13 protein-coding genes are annotated in these 20,757 nt (G+C 39.5%); 7 read left to right on the top strand and 6 right to left on the bottom strand.

The window, feature by feature from the left end; all coding sequences use genetic code 11:
* Window positions 1-3: 3 nt before the first annotated feature.
* From MT391_RS07375 to MT391_RS07390, 4 genes are all read left to right on the top strand, one after another.
* Window positions 4-1,515 carry a tripartite tricarboxylate transporter permease gene (locus MT391_RS07375; protein WP_166368650.1) on the top strand — a complete coding sequence of 504 codons (1,512 nt, stop codon included), beginning with the start codon at window positions 4-6 and terminating at the stop codon, window positions 1,513-1,515.
* 64 nt (window positions 1,516-1,579) lie between these two features.
* On the top strand, window positions 1,580-3,157 hold the full coding sequence (locus MT391_RS07380; protein WP_499439233.1) for an aldehyde dehydrogenase (NADP(+)): 1,578 nt from the start codon (window positions 1,580-1,582) through the stop codon (window positions 3,155-3,157).
* A gap of 96 nt (window positions 3,158-3,253) precedes the next feature.
* Window positions 3,254-4,195 (top strand): 2-hydroxyacid dehydrogenase, encoded by a 942-nt coding sequence (locus MT391_RS07385; RefSeq protein ID WP_166368654.1) that lies wholly within the window; start codon window positions 3,254-3,256, stop codon window positions 4,193-4,195.
* 316 nt (window positions 4,196-4,511) lie between these two features.
* Window positions 4,512-5,222: a FadR/GntR family transcriptional regulator gene (locus MT391_RS07390; protein WP_166368656.1), complete on the top strand. Its 711-nt coding sequence runs from the start codon at window positions 4,512-4,514 to the stop codon at window positions 5,220-5,222.
* Window positions 5,223-5,560: 338 nt separating this feature from the next.
* Here MT391_RS07390 and MT391_RS07395 read toward each other — a convergent pair whose 3' ends face one another.
* The 6 genes from MT391_RS07395 to MT391_RS07420 form a co-directional block, all read right to left on the bottom strand.
* Complete coding sequence (locus tag MT391_RS07395; protein WP_166368658.1) at window positions 5,561-6,514, bottom strand: NADPH:quinone reductase; 954 nt, start codon at window positions 6,512-6,514, stop codon at window positions 5,561-5,563.
* Window positions 6,515-6,697: 183 nt separating this feature from the next.
* Window positions 6,698-7,651, bottom strand: coding sequence for an alpha-E domain-containing protein (locus MT391_RS07400; protein WP_166368660.1), 954 nt, complete (start codon window positions 7,649-7,651; stop codon window positions 6,698-6,700).
* Window positions 7,652-7,655: 4 nt separating this feature from the next.
* Window positions 7,656-9,107, bottom strand: a complete 1,452-nt coding sequence (locus tag MT391_RS07405; RefSeq protein WP_499497352.1) for a circularly permuted type 2 ATP-grasp protein — start codon at window positions 9,105-9,107, stop codon at window positions 7,656-7,658.
* A 45-nt stretch (window positions 9,108-9,152) separates the two neighbouring features.
* On the bottom strand, window positions 9,153-10,031 hold the full coding sequence (locus tag MT391_RS07410) for a transglutaminase family protein (RefSeq protein WP_028868041.1): 879 nt from the start codon (window positions 10,029-10,031) through the stop codon (window positions 9,153-9,155).
* Window positions 10,028-12,547 carry a circularly permuted type 2 ATP-grasp protein gene (locus tag MT391_RS07415; protein WP_166368664.1) on the bottom strand — a complete coding sequence of 840 codons (2,520 nt, stop codon included), beginning with the start codon at window positions 12,545-12,547 and terminating at the stop codon, window positions 10,028-10,030. The genes MT391_RS07410 and MT391_RS07415 overlap by 4 nt, the downstream gene beginning before the upstream one ends.
* A 113-nt stretch (window positions 12,548-12,660) precedes the next feature.
* Window positions 12,661-15,972 (bottom strand): transglutaminase family protein, encoded by a 3,312-nt coding sequence (locus MT391_RS07420; RefSeq protein WP_499497353.1) that lies wholly within the window; start codon window positions 15,970-15,972, stop codon window positions 12,661-12,663.
* A 957-nt stretch (window positions 15,973-16,929) separates the two neighbouring features.
* Between MT391_RS07420 and MT391_RS07425 the strand changes: the two genes are divergently transcribed.
* From MT391_RS07425 to MT391_RS07435, 3 genes are all read left to right on the top strand, one after another.
* Complete coding sequence (locus tag MT391_RS07425) at window positions 16,930-17,820, top strand: SHOCT domain-containing protein (protein WP_499497354.1); 891 nt, start codon at window positions 16,930-16,932, stop codon at window positions 17,818-17,820.
* Window positions 17,821-17,889: 69 nt separating this feature from the next.
* A complete protein-coding gene (locus tag MT391_RS07430) occupies window positions 17,890-19,137 on the top strand; it encodes a zinc-binding metallopeptidase family protein (RefSeq protein WP_499497355.1) in 1,248 nt (415 codons plus the stop codon).
* Between the two features lie 159 nt (window positions 19,138-19,296).
* A complete protein-coding gene (locus MT391_RS07435; protein ID WP_499497356.1) occupies window positions 19,297-20,670 on the top strand; it encodes a PepSY-associated TM helix domain-containing protein in 1,374 nt (457 codons plus the stop codon).
* The last annotated feature ends 87 nt before the right edge of the window (window positions 20,671-20,757 follow it).

Genomic DNA, 20,757 nt, shown 5'->3' on the forward strand with positions numbered 1-20,757 from the left:
ACCATGGAATTTATTAATCTTGTTTTAGGTAGTTTTTCATTATTGCTGTCTCCTCAAATTCTTCTTTATGTGGTTGCAGGGTTTCTGATTGGTACTATCTTTGCCTCAATTCCAGGATTAACGGCAACACTTGCATTAGCACTTTTACTACCACTTACCTACAGCCTTGACGTATCCACTGCACTAATGGCATGTGCCAGTATTTATATGGCAGGTATGTGTGGAGGGAGTATTACAGCAACCACCATTAACATTCCAGGTGCACCTTCATCGATGATGACCGCTTTGGACGGCTACCCGATGCAATTGCAAGGCAAAGGGCCTTTAGCTTTAGGTCATGCAGCTTTTGGCTCTATGGTCGGTGGAGCATTAGGCGCAATATTACTAATTGTACTCGCCCCCTTTGTAGCTGAGGTTGCGCTATTAGTTAAAACAACGGGTAAATTTTCACTATTAGCCTTTGCAATTGTAGTCATTGTGATTGCACAGCGCGGCAAAGTAGTTAAAGCGGGTATGGCTGCCTGTATTGGTTTAATGCTAGCAACGGTCGGGTTAGATGCAATGGAGCCAATGACTCGTTTCACTTTTGGTTCTAGCGAACTCACTGCCGGTCTCGATTTAATGCCAATGATTATAGGTACATTTGCAATCAGTGAAATCCTGATCCAAGCAAAGTCCAATGGTTGTGCTGAAAAAATGGTTGAGGCATTAAAGAAAGTAACGATATCTCGTCGAGACTTTATTCCACCTTTATCTGAAATACGCAAAATAGGGGTAATGTGCTACCTAAAATCTAGCCTTATTGGATATGCAGTAGGAACATTGCCTGGCGCAGGTGGTTCAATGGGTAGTTTCCTCGCTTATGCGGAAACAGTACGTACTTCTGATGAACCTGAAACCTTTGGTAAAGGTAACCCGAAAGGCATTGTCGCATCTGAAAGTGCTAATAATGCGGTATGTGGCGGTGCATTAGTGCCCATGTTGACCTTTGGTATTCCGGGTGACCCAGTGACAGCTATTATGTTAGGTGTATTAGTGATCAATGGTATCCAACCAGGTCCACAGTTGATGGTAGGACAAGCCGAATTGATCGCGCCGATGTTAGCTTCATTACTGTTTAGTGCATTAATATTGATCCCATTAACCTTATATTTACTTGGCCCATACTTTATAAAAATAGTCGCAATCCGCAAAGACGTTTTGTACGGCATCATTGCTTTATTAGCCGTGGTAGGTAGTTACGTTGCGACGTTCTCAACATTTCAAATGATGATGTCATTAATCATAGGTATCTTAGCTTACTACTTAAGAAAACATGATTTCCCTGTCATCACTTTACTTCTTGGATTTATCCTTGGCCCCAATTTAGAAGAATTTTTAAGACGCTCATTATCATTATCAAATGGTAACCCGATGACCTTCTTTACTAATTATGACAGCCTATTTTTTGTCATTTTAACTTTGATCTTTGTGTACTTCTTAGCGATAAAGAAACCATTAAAGAAACCTTTTTAGGCTAATTCATCAATTAAATAAGGCTCTGAAGAGCTCAATATATTAAATACTTAGGAGAACAAAAATGGAATTAACTGGACGACTATTAATAGGTAAAAAAAGCGTCGCTATTGCTGAACCAGAGATTAGAGCAATTAACCCTGCGACCGGTGAGTTGTTAGAGCCAGCTTATTATTCAGGCGGTATTGCTGAGGTCAACCAAGCATGTGAATTAGCGACACAAGCCAGTATCGAATTTCGTAATACTTCTTTAGAAGAGCGCGCTGTATTTCTCGAAACAGTGGCAGAAGAAATAATGGCCATTGGTGACCCACTAATAGAACGAACAATGCTTGAAACTGGACTACCTAGAGCGCGCATTGAAGGTGAGCGTGGACGAACCTGTGGGCAATTACGTTTATTTGCTTCAGTAGTACGTGCAGGTGAATGGCTAGATTTACGTATTGACCCTGCGATGCCAGATAGACAACCATTACCTCGTCCGGACTTGCGCTTACAAAATATAGCATTAGGTCCAGTGGCGGTGTTTGGTGCAAGTAATTTCCCATTAGCATTTAGTGTTGCAGGTGGTGATACTGCTTCTGCATTTGCAGCGGGTTGCCCTGTCGTGGTCAAAGCGCACTCAGCTCACCCAGGCACCTCTGAAATGGTAGGCCGAGCGATTCAATCTGCCGTTGCTAAATGCGGTTTAGCAGAAGGTGTGTTTTCTTTATTATATGGTTCGGGAAATGAACTTGGACAAGCATTAGTAAGTGACTCACGTATCAAAGCCGTAGGTTTTACAGGGTCGCGTAGCGGAGGCCTAGCATTAATGAATATTGCGCAATCTCGTCAACAACCGATCCCTGTTTATGCAGAGATGAGCAGCATCAATCCTGTTTTCTTATTGCCTGAAGCACTTCAAGCACGCTCAACTCAGCTAGGTGAAAGCTTTATTACTTCATTGGCGATGGGTGCAGGACAATTTTGTACCAACCCTGGGCTAGTTATTGCGGTCGGTGGAAAGGCACTTGAAGATTTTTTAACAACAGCAACAAAAGCAATTAATAATGTAGCTGCCCAAACCATGTTAACACCAGGCATTCATCAAGCTTATCAACAGGGCGTAAGCGCATTAGCTAATAACAAAGCAGTCAAATCACAAGGATATGGAGTTAGCAGCGAGCAACCAAACGGCTGTCAGTCAGGGCTATTTGTCACTACTGCTGAAGATTTCTTAAAAGATGAAACACTACGTGATGAAGTATTTGGTTCAACGTCTTTAGTGGTTGAATGTAAAGATATCGAGCAAATGCTGTTAGTCGCTACTGGGCTTGAAGGGCAATTAACGGCGACGTTACAAATGGATGATTCAGATCTAGAGGTGGCTTCTGCATTATTGCCAATACTAGAAGAAAAAGCAGGTCGAGTAATGGTAAATGGTTGGCCTACAGGCGTTGAAGTTTGTCATGCAATGGTACATGGCGGCCCCTTCCCTGCAACATCGGATTCACGAAGCACTTCCGTAGGTAGTGGTGCCATTCAACGCTTTTTACGTCCTGTATGTTATCAAAACTTACCACAGGCATTGCTTCCAAAAAGCCTTCGAGATGATAATCTAAATACTACATCTCATTTATTAGACGGTAAACGTATCAATTAAAAACTTTATGGTCATACTAAAGCCTGATATTTATCAGGCTTTTATCCGTTGTATTCTATTTTAAATCAAGCATGGACCCTATCAAGGAATATATTAATGAAACCAAATATATTGGTACTTCGCGCTCTTGAAGCAAAACAAATGGCCATACTCGAGCAGAATTTCACACTACATTTTTTCAACATTACTGCCCCCGTAAAGCAATTACCTGAACAAGTTGCGGCATCCATTATCGCGATAGTCACTAGCGGTACAATTGCTTTAACTAATGAGCTTATTGATCGATTACCTGACCTTAAAATCATCTCATCATCAGGTGTGGGCTACGATGCTATTGATATTGAATTATGCAATAAACGCGGTATTAAAGTATGTAATACTCCAGGATTAATGACAAATGACACGGCTGATTTAGCCATAATGTTGATTCTTGCAACTCGTCGTAGATTAATGTTCGGTGACCAATGGCTACGCAGTAATCAATGGGCAGAAAAAGGGCCAATGCCTTTAACCTCTTCATTGTCCGGAAAGAAGCTAGGTATTGTTGGCTTAGGTCGAATAGGCCAAGCTATAGCTACTCGGGCGCAAGCAATGCAACTAGAAATTGCTTACTTCGGTCGTAATAAAAAAAACAATTGCGACTATCAATATGAAAGCCAATTAATCGACCTTGCTAATTGGGCTGACATTTTAGTCGTTTGTTGCCCTGGTGGTAAAGATACCGTCGGACTTATTAACAAACAAATACTTATTGCGCTAGGGAAACAAGGTACTTTAATTAATGTAGCAAGAGGTTCGGTAGTGGATCAGACGGCCTTAATAGAAGCGCTTGCTAACAATACCATTGATAGTGCGGGGCTAGATGTTTTCACTGAAGAGCCTTGTCGTGGTGATATTTTTAAAGGTTTACATAATGTTGTTTTATCACCACACCACGCTAGTGGAACGGTGGAAACTCGAGCGAATATGTCGCAAATGGTTGTAGATAATTTAGAAGCCTATTTTTCTGGGAAAGCTTTAATAACACCCGTTAATTAAATAAAGTTAATCCAAGATAATGATCGGAAAATAATGACCGATAAATAATGATCGGCAAATAATGTGCAGTAAACAACTGGCTACGATCAATAAATATTAATCAATACAATGATATAATTTTTATTTAAGAAAGCTAATAGCAAACACTGATGGAAACGTTAACACTATTATCGTTTGTGTTAACCATCAAGATTGCTCTGTTGCGCAGTGGAATTAGCATTACAATACTATCAACACCTTAAAGGTAATTCTTAGTACTGTGCTAGAGTCAATAAAGAATAAAATAGCTTAACCGCTGGACGTTGGAAAATAACTTATGAGCAAAACTAATCACCTACCCAAAAGCCACCAACAATCATTGGGTGCGATCGTTTATGAACAAATACTGACGGCTATAATAGAAGGGGTTTATGAACTCAATACAAAACTTCCCGCAGAGACCCAATTATGTAAAGACTTTAAAGTTTCTCGCCCTATTCTTCGCGAAGCTTTAGCACGCCTTCGAGAAGATGAGTTAATTACTTCACGCCGTGGCTCAGGTAGTTATGTAATAAAAAAACCTGACAGTGATGTGTTAAAATTCTCTCCTCTTTCTAGCATTGCAGATATCCAACGCTGTTTTGAATTCCGAGCTAACTTAGAAGCTGAAGCAGCAGGATTAGCGGCAAGCAGAAGAACTAATATACAGCTTGAAGCCATTCTAGATGCCTATGAGAAAATAAATGTTGCTAACGCTTCCAGTAAACTGGCTACCGATGAAGATTTCAGTTTTCATTATGCAATTATCGATGCAGCCAATAACTATTTTTATAGTACCGTTCTGAAATCATTGGAAAAAAGTGTCAAAGAAGGAATCAATATCACCAGAAACTTATCGTTACGCCATCCTCCTTCTCGATTAGAGCTTGTACAACAAGAACACCTAGCAATTGTAGATGCAATAAAAGCAGGGGATGCAATAGCAGCACGAGATGCAATGAAGAGCCATCTTAATAATGCGCGTACTCGTATGTTTGATGGGGTTTAAGGAGAGGATTTAAGGGGTAGCTTTTGAATTCTCTCATTAACAGTATTTTATAGGCTGTGCTTTTATCCATATTCTATTCTGAAGTATAGAATCAACTAGCCAGGTTACAGCAATAAGTTAAATAACCTCAGTTCTGGAGAAGTATAAAAATTTGCACTTATGATCTGAATCCAAGAAATTCAAGAAAGAAAAATGATCTGATATTACGTTTTAATCCTTAAAAACTAAGCAAGCATCATTAGTAAGCAGATCATTAATTATAGAATTACTCTTTTTCTGAATAACTAAGTACATATTATGAGAATCTAGCTAAATACTTATCTATTCAGAACACTTAATTACTCTTGAACGTTAATAACAATATTACCCGTTGCGCCAGAGCCCATCACTGCAATATGCGCCTCCGTTGTCTCTGCCAATTCAAAACGTTTCGCAATGACGGGGCTAATATCGCCTTTTTCAGCAGCCGTAAACAAGGCTTCATGTATTAAGGTAACTTGTTCAGGACTTGCATTTGCTAGCGCTATGCCCATTACACAAGCATCTTTAGCCATCAAATCACGCGGATTGATTTGCACTTGACCGCGACTACCAATGACTACTACCCTGCCATTAACATTGAGTAGAGGTAAATCATCACCTAGATTTTGATTAGCAAGCATTTCTAAAATAATATCGACTGCGCCTGCCTCTTTTACACTTTGGTAATGTTCAGGATCATGATGATTCACCACCAGATCTGCACCTTGCTGCTGTAATAATGCTCTGCCTTGTTCAGAACTCGCACTAGCAAAGACTTTACAACCAGCTGCTTTAGCTAACTGCAAAGCCGCTAAACCAACACCACCACTAGCGCCATGAATAAATACCGTTTCTCCTGCCTGGCAATTTGCACGAATAAACAAAGCTCGCCAAGCGGTAGCATAAGGAGTACCAAGGCAAGCACCTTGCTCAAAGCTAAGGCTATCAGCTAAAGGAAAAACTTGAGCGGGTGTTGCTAATGCAAACTGTGCGCTGGTACCTGTTTTAGAACCAGAACAATAAACGCGCTGACCAACCTTAAAACCAGTGACTTGACTCCCTAACGCAGTAATAACACCGGCGCCATCTTTGCCAGGGGTGTGAGGAAAAGTAGCGGTATAACCATTGCTTCCAGCAGCGATATAAGTGTCAACAGGGTTAACCCCTGACACTTTAACTGCAATTAAAATATCCTCATCTGTAACGCTTAAGTCAGCACATTGAGTCAATAAAAGTGGGTCGCCATGGTGATGAATTTGAATCGCTTGCATAAAATAATCCTATTGGTGCGGAATAAAGGGGGCTAATACTTAAATGAATGTTTCGAAAACAGAAAACGAGCAAAGCGCTTGGCAGTACCCGTGTCGATTTTTATCTGAAAAGTGAGTAGTAGGCGTAGGTACCTTGCACTTTATTGAACACACAAGGCTCGCCCACTGCTTTAATAAAATGACTTATTCAGCCGCTTCAGTTTCAATTAATTCAGGTGCTTTTAAGAAGTACAGTTCAGCGAGCTGATTATGTACACCAGCTAATTTAAGCTGTATTTTATCCACATAATCATGCAGATCACCATTCTTTAGCATTCTCACATCTTCATTTTTTAAACTATCACATACTTGATCAATGAGCTTAATTAATTCCTCAGAATGAATAACCGGCTCCATCATTTTTCTTAATTCATTTAGACAAAATAAAATCGAACGAGGGAAAACCTCACTATGCATTATAAACTCAATTACATCGGAACGTTGAACACGTACACCCATTTGTTGACGATACATTTGATAAGCACTCATTGAACGTAATAAACTGATCCATTGAATGTTTTCAAAGGGTTTACCTACTTCATTAGTGATCAGCGTAGCGGATCGAATGTCTAAAATACGTGAACTCATGTCGGCGCGTTCTATCATTAAACCAAATCGGCTAAACGTATAACCGTGATCATGGTTAAGAGTGGCATCTAAAGTACCAAAGATCATATGCGTTGATTCGATGATCTTTTTTAAGTAAGCAAAGCGTCCGCGCTTGCTCAGCCCTTCGTTTTGATTATCTTTGACATAATAATATAAAGAGTTTATTTCTTCCCAAACGTCTCTTGGAATAACATCTCGAATAGTACGCGCATTCTCTCTAGCATTAATGACAGAATTGAGGATAGATGAATTATTATCGTAACCGATTAATAAATAACGCAATGCTTTTGGTTCTGAAAAGTCAGTATGATTTTCTTGGTAGGCTTGACGCATACCAATAATATCAATTAAAGGCTCCCAACCAGTGCTCACCCCTTTAGGTAGATCCATGATCAGCATATTATTAACATTAATTAAACGCGCTACGTTTTCTGCACGTTCAATATAGCGAGACACCCAATATAAAGTTTCACATACTCTTGATAGCATATTATTACGCCTCCTCGTCAACAATCCAAGTATCTTTACTACCGCCACCTTGTGATGAATTCACCACCAGCGATCCTTTGTTCATAGCAACACGTGTTAATCCACCTGTAGTGACCTGAGTATCATGCCCAGATGATAAAATAAACGGCCTTAAATCCACATGTCTTCCATCGGGTTCAACGCCATCTAATGTTGGCACTGTGGATAAGTCTAATGTCGGTTGAGCAACCCAATTACGAGGATCTGCTTTAATTTGAGCAATGGTTTCTTGTTGTTCTTTCTTGGTTGACTTGGGACCAATTAACAAACCATAACCACCTGATTCATTTGCGGGTTTAACCACTAATTTATCAATGTTTTTAATAACATGATCGCATTCTTTTGGATCCAGACACTTGTACGTAGGCACGTTCGCTAGTTTCGCATCTTCGCCTAGGTAATATTTAATCATTTCAGGCACATAGGCATAAACTACTTTATCATCGGCAACGCCGGCACCTGGAGCATTTACTAATGCAACATTGCCTTTTGCCCAAGCACGCATTAATCCAGGTACACCTAATTGAGAATCCGGCAAAAATGCTTCGGGATCTAAAAATAGATCGTCTATACGACGATAAATAACATCAACACGCTGCAAGCCAGTGATGGTACGCATATATACGCAATCATCTTTCTCTACGACTAAATCACGACCTTCTACTAACTCGCAACCCATCTCTTGTGCTAGGTAACAATGTTCAAAATAAGCTGAGTTAAAAACACCTGGCGTTAAAACAACTACTTCAGGCTTATCCTGTGGACGAGGTGACATAGCTGCTAACATATCAAATAATTGAGACGGATAATCATCAACAGGTAGGATCGAGACTTGTTCAAATAATTCAGGGAAAACACGCTTCATTACGGATCGGTTTTCAAGCATATAAGAAACACCAGATGGGACGCGTAAGTTATCTTCTAAGACATACATGGTGCCGTTGCCATCACGTACTAAATCAGAGCCACAAATATGTGCCCATATTTTGTTAGGAGGGTTAACCCCTACACATTGCTTGCGAAAGTTAACTGACTTTTCCAATAGACCTTTTGGAAAAAAACCATCTTTTATTATTTTTTGGTCATGGTATAAGTCATCAATAAATAAGTTAAGCGCCTCGACGCGTTGCTTTAAACCGACTTCAATACCTTGCCATTCTTTTTTACCAATGGTGCGTGGAATAATATCAAAAGGCCAGGCTCTATCGATCATGTTACCTTCATCGTAGACGGTGAAGCTGATCCCCATTTCTTTAATCGCTAAATCTGCAACTGCACGTGCTTTGACTAACTCTTCATTTGATAAACTCGAAAAGAACTGAGCTAATTGATTGCCGTGTAATCTCACGTTCCCTTTAGCGTCAATTAATTCATCAAAAAAACCATTTGTTTGATACGCTTTCCAATCAATTCCCATACACTTCTCCGCCTTTTGATTATTAACTCATATAAGATATTAAAATTACTCTAATCGAATCATATCTACCGCAACGTCTAGCAATTGAGATCCGCCACCAAATACAACACCTTTTAAAGGAGTGACATCGGAAAAATCTCGTCCTACTGCTAAGGTGATATGCTGGTCTGTGGGTACTACATTATTGGTGGGATCAAAATCAACCCACCCAAAATTAGGCAAATAGACGGCAAACCAAGCATGGGTTGCATCAGCGCCTTCTAATTTTTCTTCACCTTCGGGCGGCATGGTTTCAATATATCCACTAATATATCGCCCCGCTAACCCAACACTTCGTAAACATGCGAGCGCAAAGTGTGCAAAATCTTGGCAAACGCCCCTTTTTTGTGCAAAAACAACGCTTAATGGCGTACTTATTGTTGTAAAACCTGGGTCATAATAGAACTCATGAAAAATTCGTGCCATCAAGTCTTTACAACCTTCAATTAAATTCACATCGGGTGCAAATGACACCAGCGTATATTCTTTTATTCCTTTCTCCAGTGGTGTGAGCTGAGAAGGTAATACAAATTCTGAAGCTCTTAATAGCTCCATGGTGTTAGCACTTTCCAGCAAATCTCGTACTTTTATCCATAACATATCAAAACCATTTATATTGGCTTTGGCATCTGTTAATAGCTCAACCTCACTGGTCATGGTGACCTTAAGTGTCTTATGTTGTGTTGCAACCTCGAAAACTGTCACGTTATTATTAAAATAATCAGTAAATTGCTGTAAATAACTGGGCGGTGGAGAGATATCAATACGGCTATGATGACAGATTTGCCCGCGATCAGTTTTGGGTGTCAAGCGAGCTTGATTCTGGCATATACTGACATAGTCAGCATATTGATAAGTCGTTGAATGTTTTATTTTATATTTCACGATTGAGCTTGCTCAATGTTGGTCCAATTTAATTTATGGGACGTTTTAGTATGTGTGAAGTATTGTAATAACAATACATCACAGAAAGTATTCAAGTTCATTCGAATATTATGACTGAACTCTATCAATTGTTTACGTTTGCCATCTTCTGCTTTCTGTAGGTAATCTTTTTCAGTCAAATAACAAGTAGTTTTAGACAGCAAAATTGCTTTCTCGTGGGCGGCAATTAAACCCGGTCTACGCTTGGTCGGTAAATGCTGACAAAGCTGATTAATTTGCTCTAGTTGGAACAATAACGAACGAGGGTACTCGGCATCTAACAATAACAACTCTAAACCAGTGCCAATAGTTTGGTACATACGATAACGACGTTTATGCGTAATTAAACTGACTTGGCAGCTCAATACTGCTTCTAACAACCCTAATTCTTTAGGTGTATCCATCTCATCGGTTAACAGCGCTGAACTTAAAGAAGTAATTTGAATACTGCGTTCAATACGGCGACCAATCTCCAATAAAAACCAGCCATTACTATTAGGCATACAATCTGCAATCGAGCCATTAAAAGCCATGATTGAACCGATCACTTTATCTAATATACTTTGCATGGCACGTGTTGAGATATCTCGAGTAGTATTTCTTAACTGTTTAACTTGGTCATTAATATCATCAATCATGCGTCGACTATCATGCGATAATAACTCCCTCGTTTGCAAAGCAGTATTCGACAAGTACTTAAGTGTATTAATAATACTCCCAGCACATTGTTCATCGGCTAATAATTGAAATGCAACTTGCTTGGATAAAAGCGGGTCAAAGCCCTCTAATTTAGGTTCCTGTTCAATGTAAGGGTAAACAATATGCTGCGACTTAATCGCGTTGGAGAAGCGCCCGACAATACTATGTCGTATTGGATCGGGGTAAATAGCCAACTCAGTATACCTATCAATGAAGATTCGCAAAATACGCACCGTATTCTCGCACCGCTCTAAATAACGTCCGAGCCAAAATAGATGTTCAGCAGTACGGCTAGAGATAACGCCTTCTAACAATGCAACATCGGTTCTTTTCTTGATCGGTGGAGGCAATACAACGGCTTCTAGATCGACATCACTCGCTGTATTTATCCAAGTATCTTTGATCCAGCCTGAAACATTAGGATCATTACTAATCTCATTGGAAAAGCATAATGCCGAAGGTAATATTTCAACCCCATGCTCAGTGGTTAAGGCGTAACACCTAAAAACAACTGGTTTAGATATTAGCTTGCCATTGTCCCAAAAGGGCGCGGTACTAAAAACAGGTTTATCTTGAAAATAATATTGTTCAGGTTTTGCACTGATCAGCGCTTTTATTTTCTCAGCATCGACACTGCCATCAAGTTTCAAACTTCTATCTTTATAACTTGCTAACTCTAATCGCGACCAATCTAAGTCTTTAGCTTTTTCAACATCATAGTAATTAGGTTCGGCAATCATCAATGGCTGCTTTAAAAGATGTTGCGATAAATGCGTTAAATTACATTGCACTGCAGGCGAAGATAAAACACCACTTCCAAATGGATTTAATACCTTAACAGCACCTTCTCGTACTGCTTGTAATAAACCTGGGATGCCATGTAAGGAATACTCTGTTTGCTCTAAAGAGTCGATACTGCGATCCGGCACCCAACGCACTATCACGTTAATTTTACCTAATCCCTGTAGCGATTTTAAACACACCTCGCCGTTACGTACCGTGAGGTCTGCGCTCTGTACTAGGGTATAACCAAAATAAACGGATAAAAAGGCATGCTCGTTATAGTTAGGATCATCGGTCCCTTGGGTTAAAATAACCACCCGAGGATCATCCATATATTGAGTATATTCATTGATCCCTTCTTGAAATATTTTCAAAAAGTTTTTGATTTGCTGAACGTTACAATCAGCAAACTCTTCAGCCATAACACGTCTGGCGATAATACGGCTTTCAACTAACAATCCCATCCCTAATGGGCATTGGCAATGATCCGCTAATACTTTGAATTCGCCCGATGGTGCCCGGTAAATATCCAAAGCGGTAAAAAATAACTTCACTTCATTGCTTGGTAAGCTAAAGCCCTCTCTTAAATAATTACTATTTTGATATAATTGTTGCGCAGGGATATGACCTTCAAGCAACAATTTTTGTTCGCCATAAATATCCTGCTGAATAGCATTTAAAAGTACAGTTCTTTGTTTAATCCCTTCTTCTAAAAAGGTCCACTCTGACTTAGAAAACATAAAAGGAAGCGGGTCAAAATGCCAGCGCTGATTGCTTTCAGGTTGCGTATTGCCATTTTGTAATAACTGGCTTATTTCAACAGCACGACTACTCAAATCTTCCGCAGTTAAATTGCCTAAACGCTTAAATAAAGTATCCCAATGTTCAGGATATCGTCCACCATGATTAGCCAGCTCATCGTGAACATGGACCTTATTTAAATACAGAGACAGCCATTTAGGTAAGGCCGACATGGTGTGGTTTTTTATATACAATTTAACATTGCTCCGGTTTATCAAACATCATGATCAGCAGTCATTAGCTTCGAGACCATAAAATCACTCTACCTTAAACAATCGACAGGTAGAGTGATTAATGTCGCTGTCTTTTATTTAAAAGCAGGTTGGCGACGTAAATCCAAGGTATTTGGATAATCTTGGTTAACACTTTCTTCTTCTGGCACCACAAATTCACTGATTGAATTGGCCACTTGGAAGCTGTGTGTCACCGCTGATGGGCTCCAACTTGGTTGATCTGAAGGCAATAAAGAAGGTGTATGACCATGCTCCCAGAATCGAGCCACCCTTCTTCCTTCCGCTTCAAACGCATTCACCGGTAAAGTTTCAGGATTACGTCCACCAGCATGACTCACATGATAAACAAAACCACCCAAAGAGCGTCCTTCCCAAGTATCAATTAGATCAAACACCAGAGGAGCATGTACCCCAATAGTTGGATGCAAAGCCGTTGGTGGTTGCCATGCACGGTAACGAATACCTGCGACACGCTCATCTTTGGCTTTGCCTTTCACCACTTTAAGCGGAACGCGGCGGCCATTACAAGTCACTATATAACGGTCACTCATAGTCCCTTGAACTTTTATTTGCACCCTTTCTAAAGAAGAATCCACGTACCTTGCAGTACCTGAAGCACTGGCCTCTTCACCGAGTACATGCCACGGTTCAATCGCAGTTCTTAATTCCAAGGTAATATTATCCAACTCACGGGTACCACAAACAGGGAACCTAAATTCAAAGAATGGGTTTAACCAACTGAATTGGAATGCAAAACCTGATTGTTGTAAATCACGACATACTTCTGCCAAATCATTTTCAACATATTGCGGTAGTAAGAATTTATCATGTAGCTCAGTACCCCAACGAACCAATGGTTTGTGGTATGGTTTTTTCCAAAACCAAGCTAATAAGGTACGTAGTAATAACATTTGCACCAAACTCATTTGCGAGTGAGGTGGCATTTCAAAGCCCCTAAATTCCACAATACCCAAACGCCCTGTTGCAGAATCTGGCGAATATAACTTATCAATACAGAACTCGGCACGGTGTGTATTACCGGTTAAATCAACCAATAAATTACGTAATAATCGGTCAACTAACCAAGGTTCTGGAACCTCGCCTTCAGGCATATGTGAAAATGCAATTTCTAATTCATATAACACTTCATCGCGAGCTTCATCAACACGAGGAGCTTGGCTTGTTGGGCCAATAAATAAACCAGAAAATAGGTAAGATAACCCAGGATGATGTTGCCAATAGGTGATAAAGCTTCTTAAAATATCAGGGCGACGTAAGAATGGGCTTTGATCTGGCGTTTCACCACCTAAGGTCACATGGTTACCACCACCGGTCCCCGTATGACGACCATCGGCCATAAACTTATCGGTCCCTAAACGCGCCTCTTTGGCTAACGCATATAAGGTAGTCATTCTTTCAACTAACTGATCCCAAGATTTAGAAGGGTGAATATTCACTTCAATTACACCTGGATCAGGCGTTACCGCATATTTTTCAACACGGCTGTCTTTAGGTGGGTTATAACCTTCAATCACCACCGGCATAGATAATGCTTTTGCTACCCCTTCAATGGCAGTCAATAAACCTAAATAATGTTCAAAATGGCTAGTCGGCGGCATAAAGATATATAAACGACCATCTCGCACCTCTAAGGCCATCGCCGTTTTAATCATCTCTTGACCAATAAAGCCTTTTTTCAGCTTTTTAGGTTTAGAAAATTCTTCAGGAATATCAAAGGGGTCACGGTCAATAATATTACTTGTCCACTCCAAGCTATCTAAAGGTAAGCGATAACCCAATGGAGATTCACCTGGCAATAGGAAACAATGCCCGCGCGTAAATTCCCAAGTACAAGATTGCCAGCAATTTTTACCACCATTCCATTGTAATGGCAGCACATAACCGACTGGTTTTTCTATGCCTAGCTCCATTTTTTTCAAAAAGCCTTGGCGGCTCATGGCATGTAATAATTCAGGCTGTTTAGGGCCAACTTCAGTAGGTAAAGAACCTTCTTGCCAGAGGTGATAAAGAATATCTTCATAGGCAGTGGTCAATGCTTTTTTACCTAAACCTAACGCATCACTCAGCTTTTCAGCAAATTTCTTGGTATCTGTATGGTCTAACTTGTAGTCTTTATTGGGATCCGCTAATAAATTTGCATCTTTCCATAGAGCTACACCATCTTTGCGCCAGTAACACGCGTATTGCCAACGAGGTAACGGCTCACCTGGATACCATTTACCTTGTCCATAATGGGTAAAACCGCCTTGCGTGAACACCTTATTCATTTCTACAAATAAGTTTTGCGCTAACTGACGTTTTTCTTTACCGTCGGCTTCCGTATTCCATTGCGCATGTTCCATATCATCAATGGAAATGAACGTAGGCTCGCCACCCATAGTTAAATGAATACCTTCTTCATCGTAGGTTTTATCAACATGCTGACCTAAACGATTAATGGCAGACCACTGCGCTTCTGAATAAGGCTTAGTCACACGTGGGTCTTCATGAACACGCGTCACTTTATTGTAAAAGCTAAACTCTGATTTACAGTCGTCAATACCACCGGTAACTGGTGCTGCAGAACTTGGTTCAGGCGTACAGGCTAATGGAATGTGTCCTTCTCCCGCAAATAAACCTGAGGTAGGATCTAAACCAATCCAACCCGCACCCGGAATGTAAACTTCCGCCCACGCATGTAAATCAGTAAAGTCTTCTTCAGGGCCACTCGGGCCATCCAGTGATTTTTGGTCAGAAGTTAATTGGATTAAATAGCCAGAAACAAAACGAGAAGCTAATCCTAAATGACGGAATAATTGTACTAACAACCAAGATGAATCACGACAAGACCCAGTTTTTTTACTCAGGGTTTCATTGGCGGTCTGCACTCCGGGTTCCAAGCGAATGCCATACCCTACTAACTCATAAATGGCCTGATTAACCGCCACTAAAAAATCTACACTGCGAAGCGGCTCTTTAGGTTGTAGCGATGCAACTAACGCTAGCATTTTAGGGCTGGCTTTACGTTTTTTTAAATAGGGTGCTAATTCTGACTTTGAAATGCTGTCATAAACAAATGGAAATTCTTCTGCATATTCTTCTAAAAAGAAATCGAAGGGGTTAATGACCGTCATCTCTGCGACTAAATCGACGGTAAAACTGAACTCTGTGGTGGGTTGGTTAAATACGACGCGGGCTTGATAATTACCGAAGGGATCTTGCTGCCAATTAATATAATGATCTTCAGGTAATATTTTTAAGGAATAACTTTTAATCTTGGTGCGGCTATGAGGTGCAGGGCGTAAACGAAATATATGCGGCCCCATGTTAACAGAACGGTCATATTTATATTCAGTGTGGTGTGAAATACCAACAGTAATTGTCATCGACTAATCCCCTTTCATAAATTACAGCTATATAGATAACATGAAAATCTTTCTTAGTATTGTATTTTGTGCAAAATTTATTCCACTTACTTCAAACATAAAAAATAAAGGTTTTAAGTTAATTAATCGGTCAAATAGCACAATTAAACAGCGAATATGTTCAATAATGGCTTTTAAAATAACCAAGATTTTTAGAAATGGTGCAGTGATGCACTAAAATAGCCCTTAAAAATCAAATAGAATAAAAATATTTTTGGTGGAAAAACCAGCGCTAGAACAGAAAAAACGATACATACAGGATTATATTTCATCTTTACCTCATCAAAGCACTATCACCGCTAATATCTTTAAAAGTAAAAAAATATTAAATAAGCGTTAATGAAATTAACATCATTTATACGTACAAAAAACACAATTGAACAGTGTTTAATCACACATGTTTGAGGCAAATAACATTTAAATACTTAATTCGTATCGAATATAAAAATCAATTTTAATTAAATATAAAAATAATGAAGACAACTTTATCCATATATCTTTTTATTTAAACCATCAAAAAGAAACAATTAAATAGATGAAAAAAGCGATCTAAATAGTTCGAAAAAGTCTAACTTTTGAAGATATGTAGGGATCATAAAAAACACTACCTGTAATAGCTTTTTCCATCATTCAGAGATCTTAAGTCTTTATTAAAAAAGAGATTAATTTATATTAAAAAAAAATAAAAAAGAGTATCCGATAAAGCTGCTAAGAAGCTCAAGAATGATGCTATGATAGTGCATCTTTTAACCGCCACCTTGCGGTTAAACAAACGACCTTAAGATATAATCAAGCGGTATTCAGTATGAGTAATATAGGCAGGATGTTTATTAAACACCCTATTACACAACAGACGCTAATTCAGCCTTTTTCTTTGGCTATTCACTCCCACTCAATTTACAAAAAGGGCATATTATTATGCAAAAACTAACCAATGTTGGTGAAAACCTCGTTAATGATATAGCGTCACGTTATGGCTTAAGTCACGGTGCAGTGACTCACATGTTAGTTGCAGTGAATAATGGCGGCGGCTCTATGGCACAATTCAACTGTCCTGAATTAGGTGGTTCTGGACAATGGATGCGCGGTGGTATGACCATGGTCGGCGATATGTTTAATAACGCCCTAAAAACAACCGTCGACAATTTATGTAATGAGCTAGCAAACATACTCAGTAACAACCAAATTTTTCCAGAAATTCCAGCAGGAACACCTGGCAGCAATCAATGGTGGCCAAGTAACCTCGGCAGTCCATTTAGCAGCGGCGCTCAAAACAATATCCGTTATGCGGTTTTTCCAAATCGCCTAGCAGTGGAATTGAATGGCCAGGTATCTGTCTATGACACATTAGACCACAACATTGGTGGCGTGAGTCAACAGCAAGGTAATAACACTTCTCTGACTTTCAATAGCCAATGGGGCACCATTAATGTAAGTAGTTTGCCTTTAGTCACAGGTCAACCATTACCAACAGTAGCAAACACTAATTTTGCAGATGTGGCAGCGCCAGCTGTGAATAATACGAATGACAACATGCAAAAAAATAACAACTTTAACAATAACAACGACCTAAACAGCAATACTAATAACAGCAACAACCAACAACAAACAACAAATAGTAATCAAGACAGCAATTACTCGGCTAATTCAAACAACAATAACAACAAACAACCGGTAGATCAGAACAACCAAAAATCTATTACTCAAACGCTTGAGATCATAGAAAAATTATCACAACTGCATGAGATGGGCGCATTAACTGATGATGAGTACAATACTAAAAAATCGGATTTATTAAGTCGCATCTAAGTAAGTGTATTTCAGCAAGTTAAAGTAATAAATATGCTTGCTTTACATTTTTGTTAATAGAGTATTTATATGAAAACATTTCAATGTGATTGCGCAGAACAACCTATATTGTTTTTTGAAAGCAGTCATTGCCTCGTTTGTAACAGAACCGTAGGGCTTGATGACAACTTTGATCAAGTAGAGCCCTATGAACTTGATGAAACAACAGGTACATTTTTTAAAGCGGTTGCACCAACTATCCATTATCAAAAATGTGATAATAATGCCCAATTTGAAGCTTGCAACGGCATGGTTAATTTAAGCACATTTGTACCCGTTGAAGGCAAAGATGAAGTGTTGTGTTTTGCTTGTCGTTTTAACGAAACCGTACCTGACTTGAGTATTGCTGAACATATTCCGTTATGGAAAAAAATGGAAGTAGCAAAACGTCGTGCGTTATATACCTTAAAAGCCCTCTCATTGCCGCTCAATACAATCGCTCAAGACCCAGACAATGGGTTAAGCTTTGATTTTATTACCGACCGTAATGTTAATGACCACTTTACTAGCCCATTAGTCGGCCAAGAAACCGTGTTTACCGGTCATGATTGTGGTCATATCACCATCAATCTAGCCGAAGCCGACGACGTTTCTCGCTCACAAACAAAAGATGCGATGGGTGAACGCTATCGTACATTGCTAGGGCATTTTAGACATGAACTAGGGCACTACTACTTTGACCAATTAATTGTCCATACTCCAGAAAAGCAGCAACTATGTAAACAATACTTTGGTGATGATCAGCTCGATTATCAAGAAGCCCTAGACCAGCATTACCAACATGGTGCACCAAAAAATTGGCCAGAACATTATATTAGTGAATATGCCACTATGCACCCTTATGAAGACTGGGCAGAGACTTGGGCGCATTATATGCACATCATTGATACGCTAGAAACAGCACAAAATTTTTCCATTACCGGCTCAACATCTGGTGAACAAGCAGATTCTGATGAGGTAGGGGAATTAAACTTACCACAAGATGCTTACTTTTTTTCAGGGCAAACAGCGATCAGTAATATTCTAGATACGTGGGTCGATTTTTCAGTGATCCTCAACTCTTTAAACCGAAGCATGGGATTAGCAGATGCCTACCCTTTTGTATTAACACAAGCTGTGCGCACTAAGCTGTCCTTTATCCACCATGCAATTCATCATAAATTGCATTTATTGCCTGCACTCACGCACAAGACAATACAAAAAAAAATAAAAAAAGCAGCTCCTAAGGTAACTCCTGTAGCAGTACCTAAAACTGTCCCTAAGCCTCTTGTATCTTAATCATAACTTCTAACCTTTAGTTAATTGATAATGCGGCTGTATAAAGCCGTATTATCAATACAATAAATTTCCCCTTTATTAATCTACTAGCCATCTATTTATCACTCCCTGTATCATCCCGCCGATATCAGCAAAGACAAAGCCATAAGAGAAGTGATCATGTCATCAAAAAATAGTAATCCAACCTACGCCTTATGTGACTTCATTAAATGCTTACACTTTTATATAGGGTTATTGATTGGACCGTTTATTTTTATCGCTGCTTTGACGGGCACCCTATATGTATTGTCTCCTCAAATTGAACAAATAATTTATAAACAACAACTCACAACCAATAGCCAGGTTCATGGACTGGAACAGAGCCAATCCCACTCATTACAGGCACAAGTGACAGCTGCTCGAGAAAGCTTAGAAAAGCCTTTACAACTTAAAGCATTGCGCCCATCACCTGCTGAAGACCAAACCACCCGTGTATTATTTATCGATCCCGCATTAGACCGTTATCGTGCCCACACCGTCTTTGTCGACCCTGTCACCCTAAACATTCAAGGCAACTTACCAAGTTACGGAACAAGTGGCATTTTACCCTTTCGTATCTATCTAGACTTTATGCATAGTGATTTATTACACGGATCAGTAGGCCGTTATTACAGTGAATTAGCTGCGTCATGGATGTGGGTGGCAGCTGTATCAGGGATATTTTTATGGCTACAATTAGGTCGTCGTCGCAACATAAAAACCACCAGCCAAAAGCAAACAAAAAACACTAAGAATGGTTTCATTCGTTCACGTACACGCCATGCTAATATCGCTATCTATATTAGTCTCGGTTTAATTTTCTTTTCAGCAACAGGTTTAACCTGGTCGAAATGGGCTGGCGCTAATATTTCACAGTTGAGACAAGATATAGGCTGGATAACACCTAGCGTTTCTCGCCAATTAAGCACACCAAGTATCAATCTAAATACAAGGTTATCGGCTCAAGATAATCAATTTGATCAAATCTTATTGGCTGCCCGTAAATTTGGAATTGATGCCAACAAAATAGAAATAATCCCATCCAATAATAATAAATCAGCTTGGTTGGTACGTGAAATTGATCATAGTTGGCCAACACAAGTCGATTCCGTTGCAGTGGATACCGCTTCAATGACGGTGATTGACCATGCTGAGTTTAAAGATTTCCCACTCATTGCAAAACTGATCCGCTGGGGAGTCGATGCACATATGGGCGTATTATTTGGTGTCATCAATCAACTCATATTGGCCGCTTTTGGGTTCGCATTATGTGCAATTATTATTTACGGTTACAAAATGCTTTGGCAACGTCGTCGCAATAGCAAAGACAAACAAAACACCCTTACCGGAGCTTGGTTAAAACTCAGCAAAAACACTCAAATAACCCTCAGTGTAATAACCATCATCCTAGGTTATGCCTTACCCTTAATAGGCGTCAGTTTATTTTTGTTTTGCATGATCGATCTACTACGTTGGCGAAGCAGTAAGCTCACTTTAAAAACAGCAAAAAACTAGAACAACACGATCACATAACCATCTGAATAATATAATTATTATTTTAAAATCCTTTAAACTACGTACTTCATGTTTTTTGTTACCGGT

It is taken from the genome of Vibrio sp. 1-Bac 57 (assembly GCF_037546855.1).
Lineage (GTDB): Bacteria > Pseudomonadota > Gammaproteobacteria > Enterobacterales > Psychromonadaceae > Psychromonas.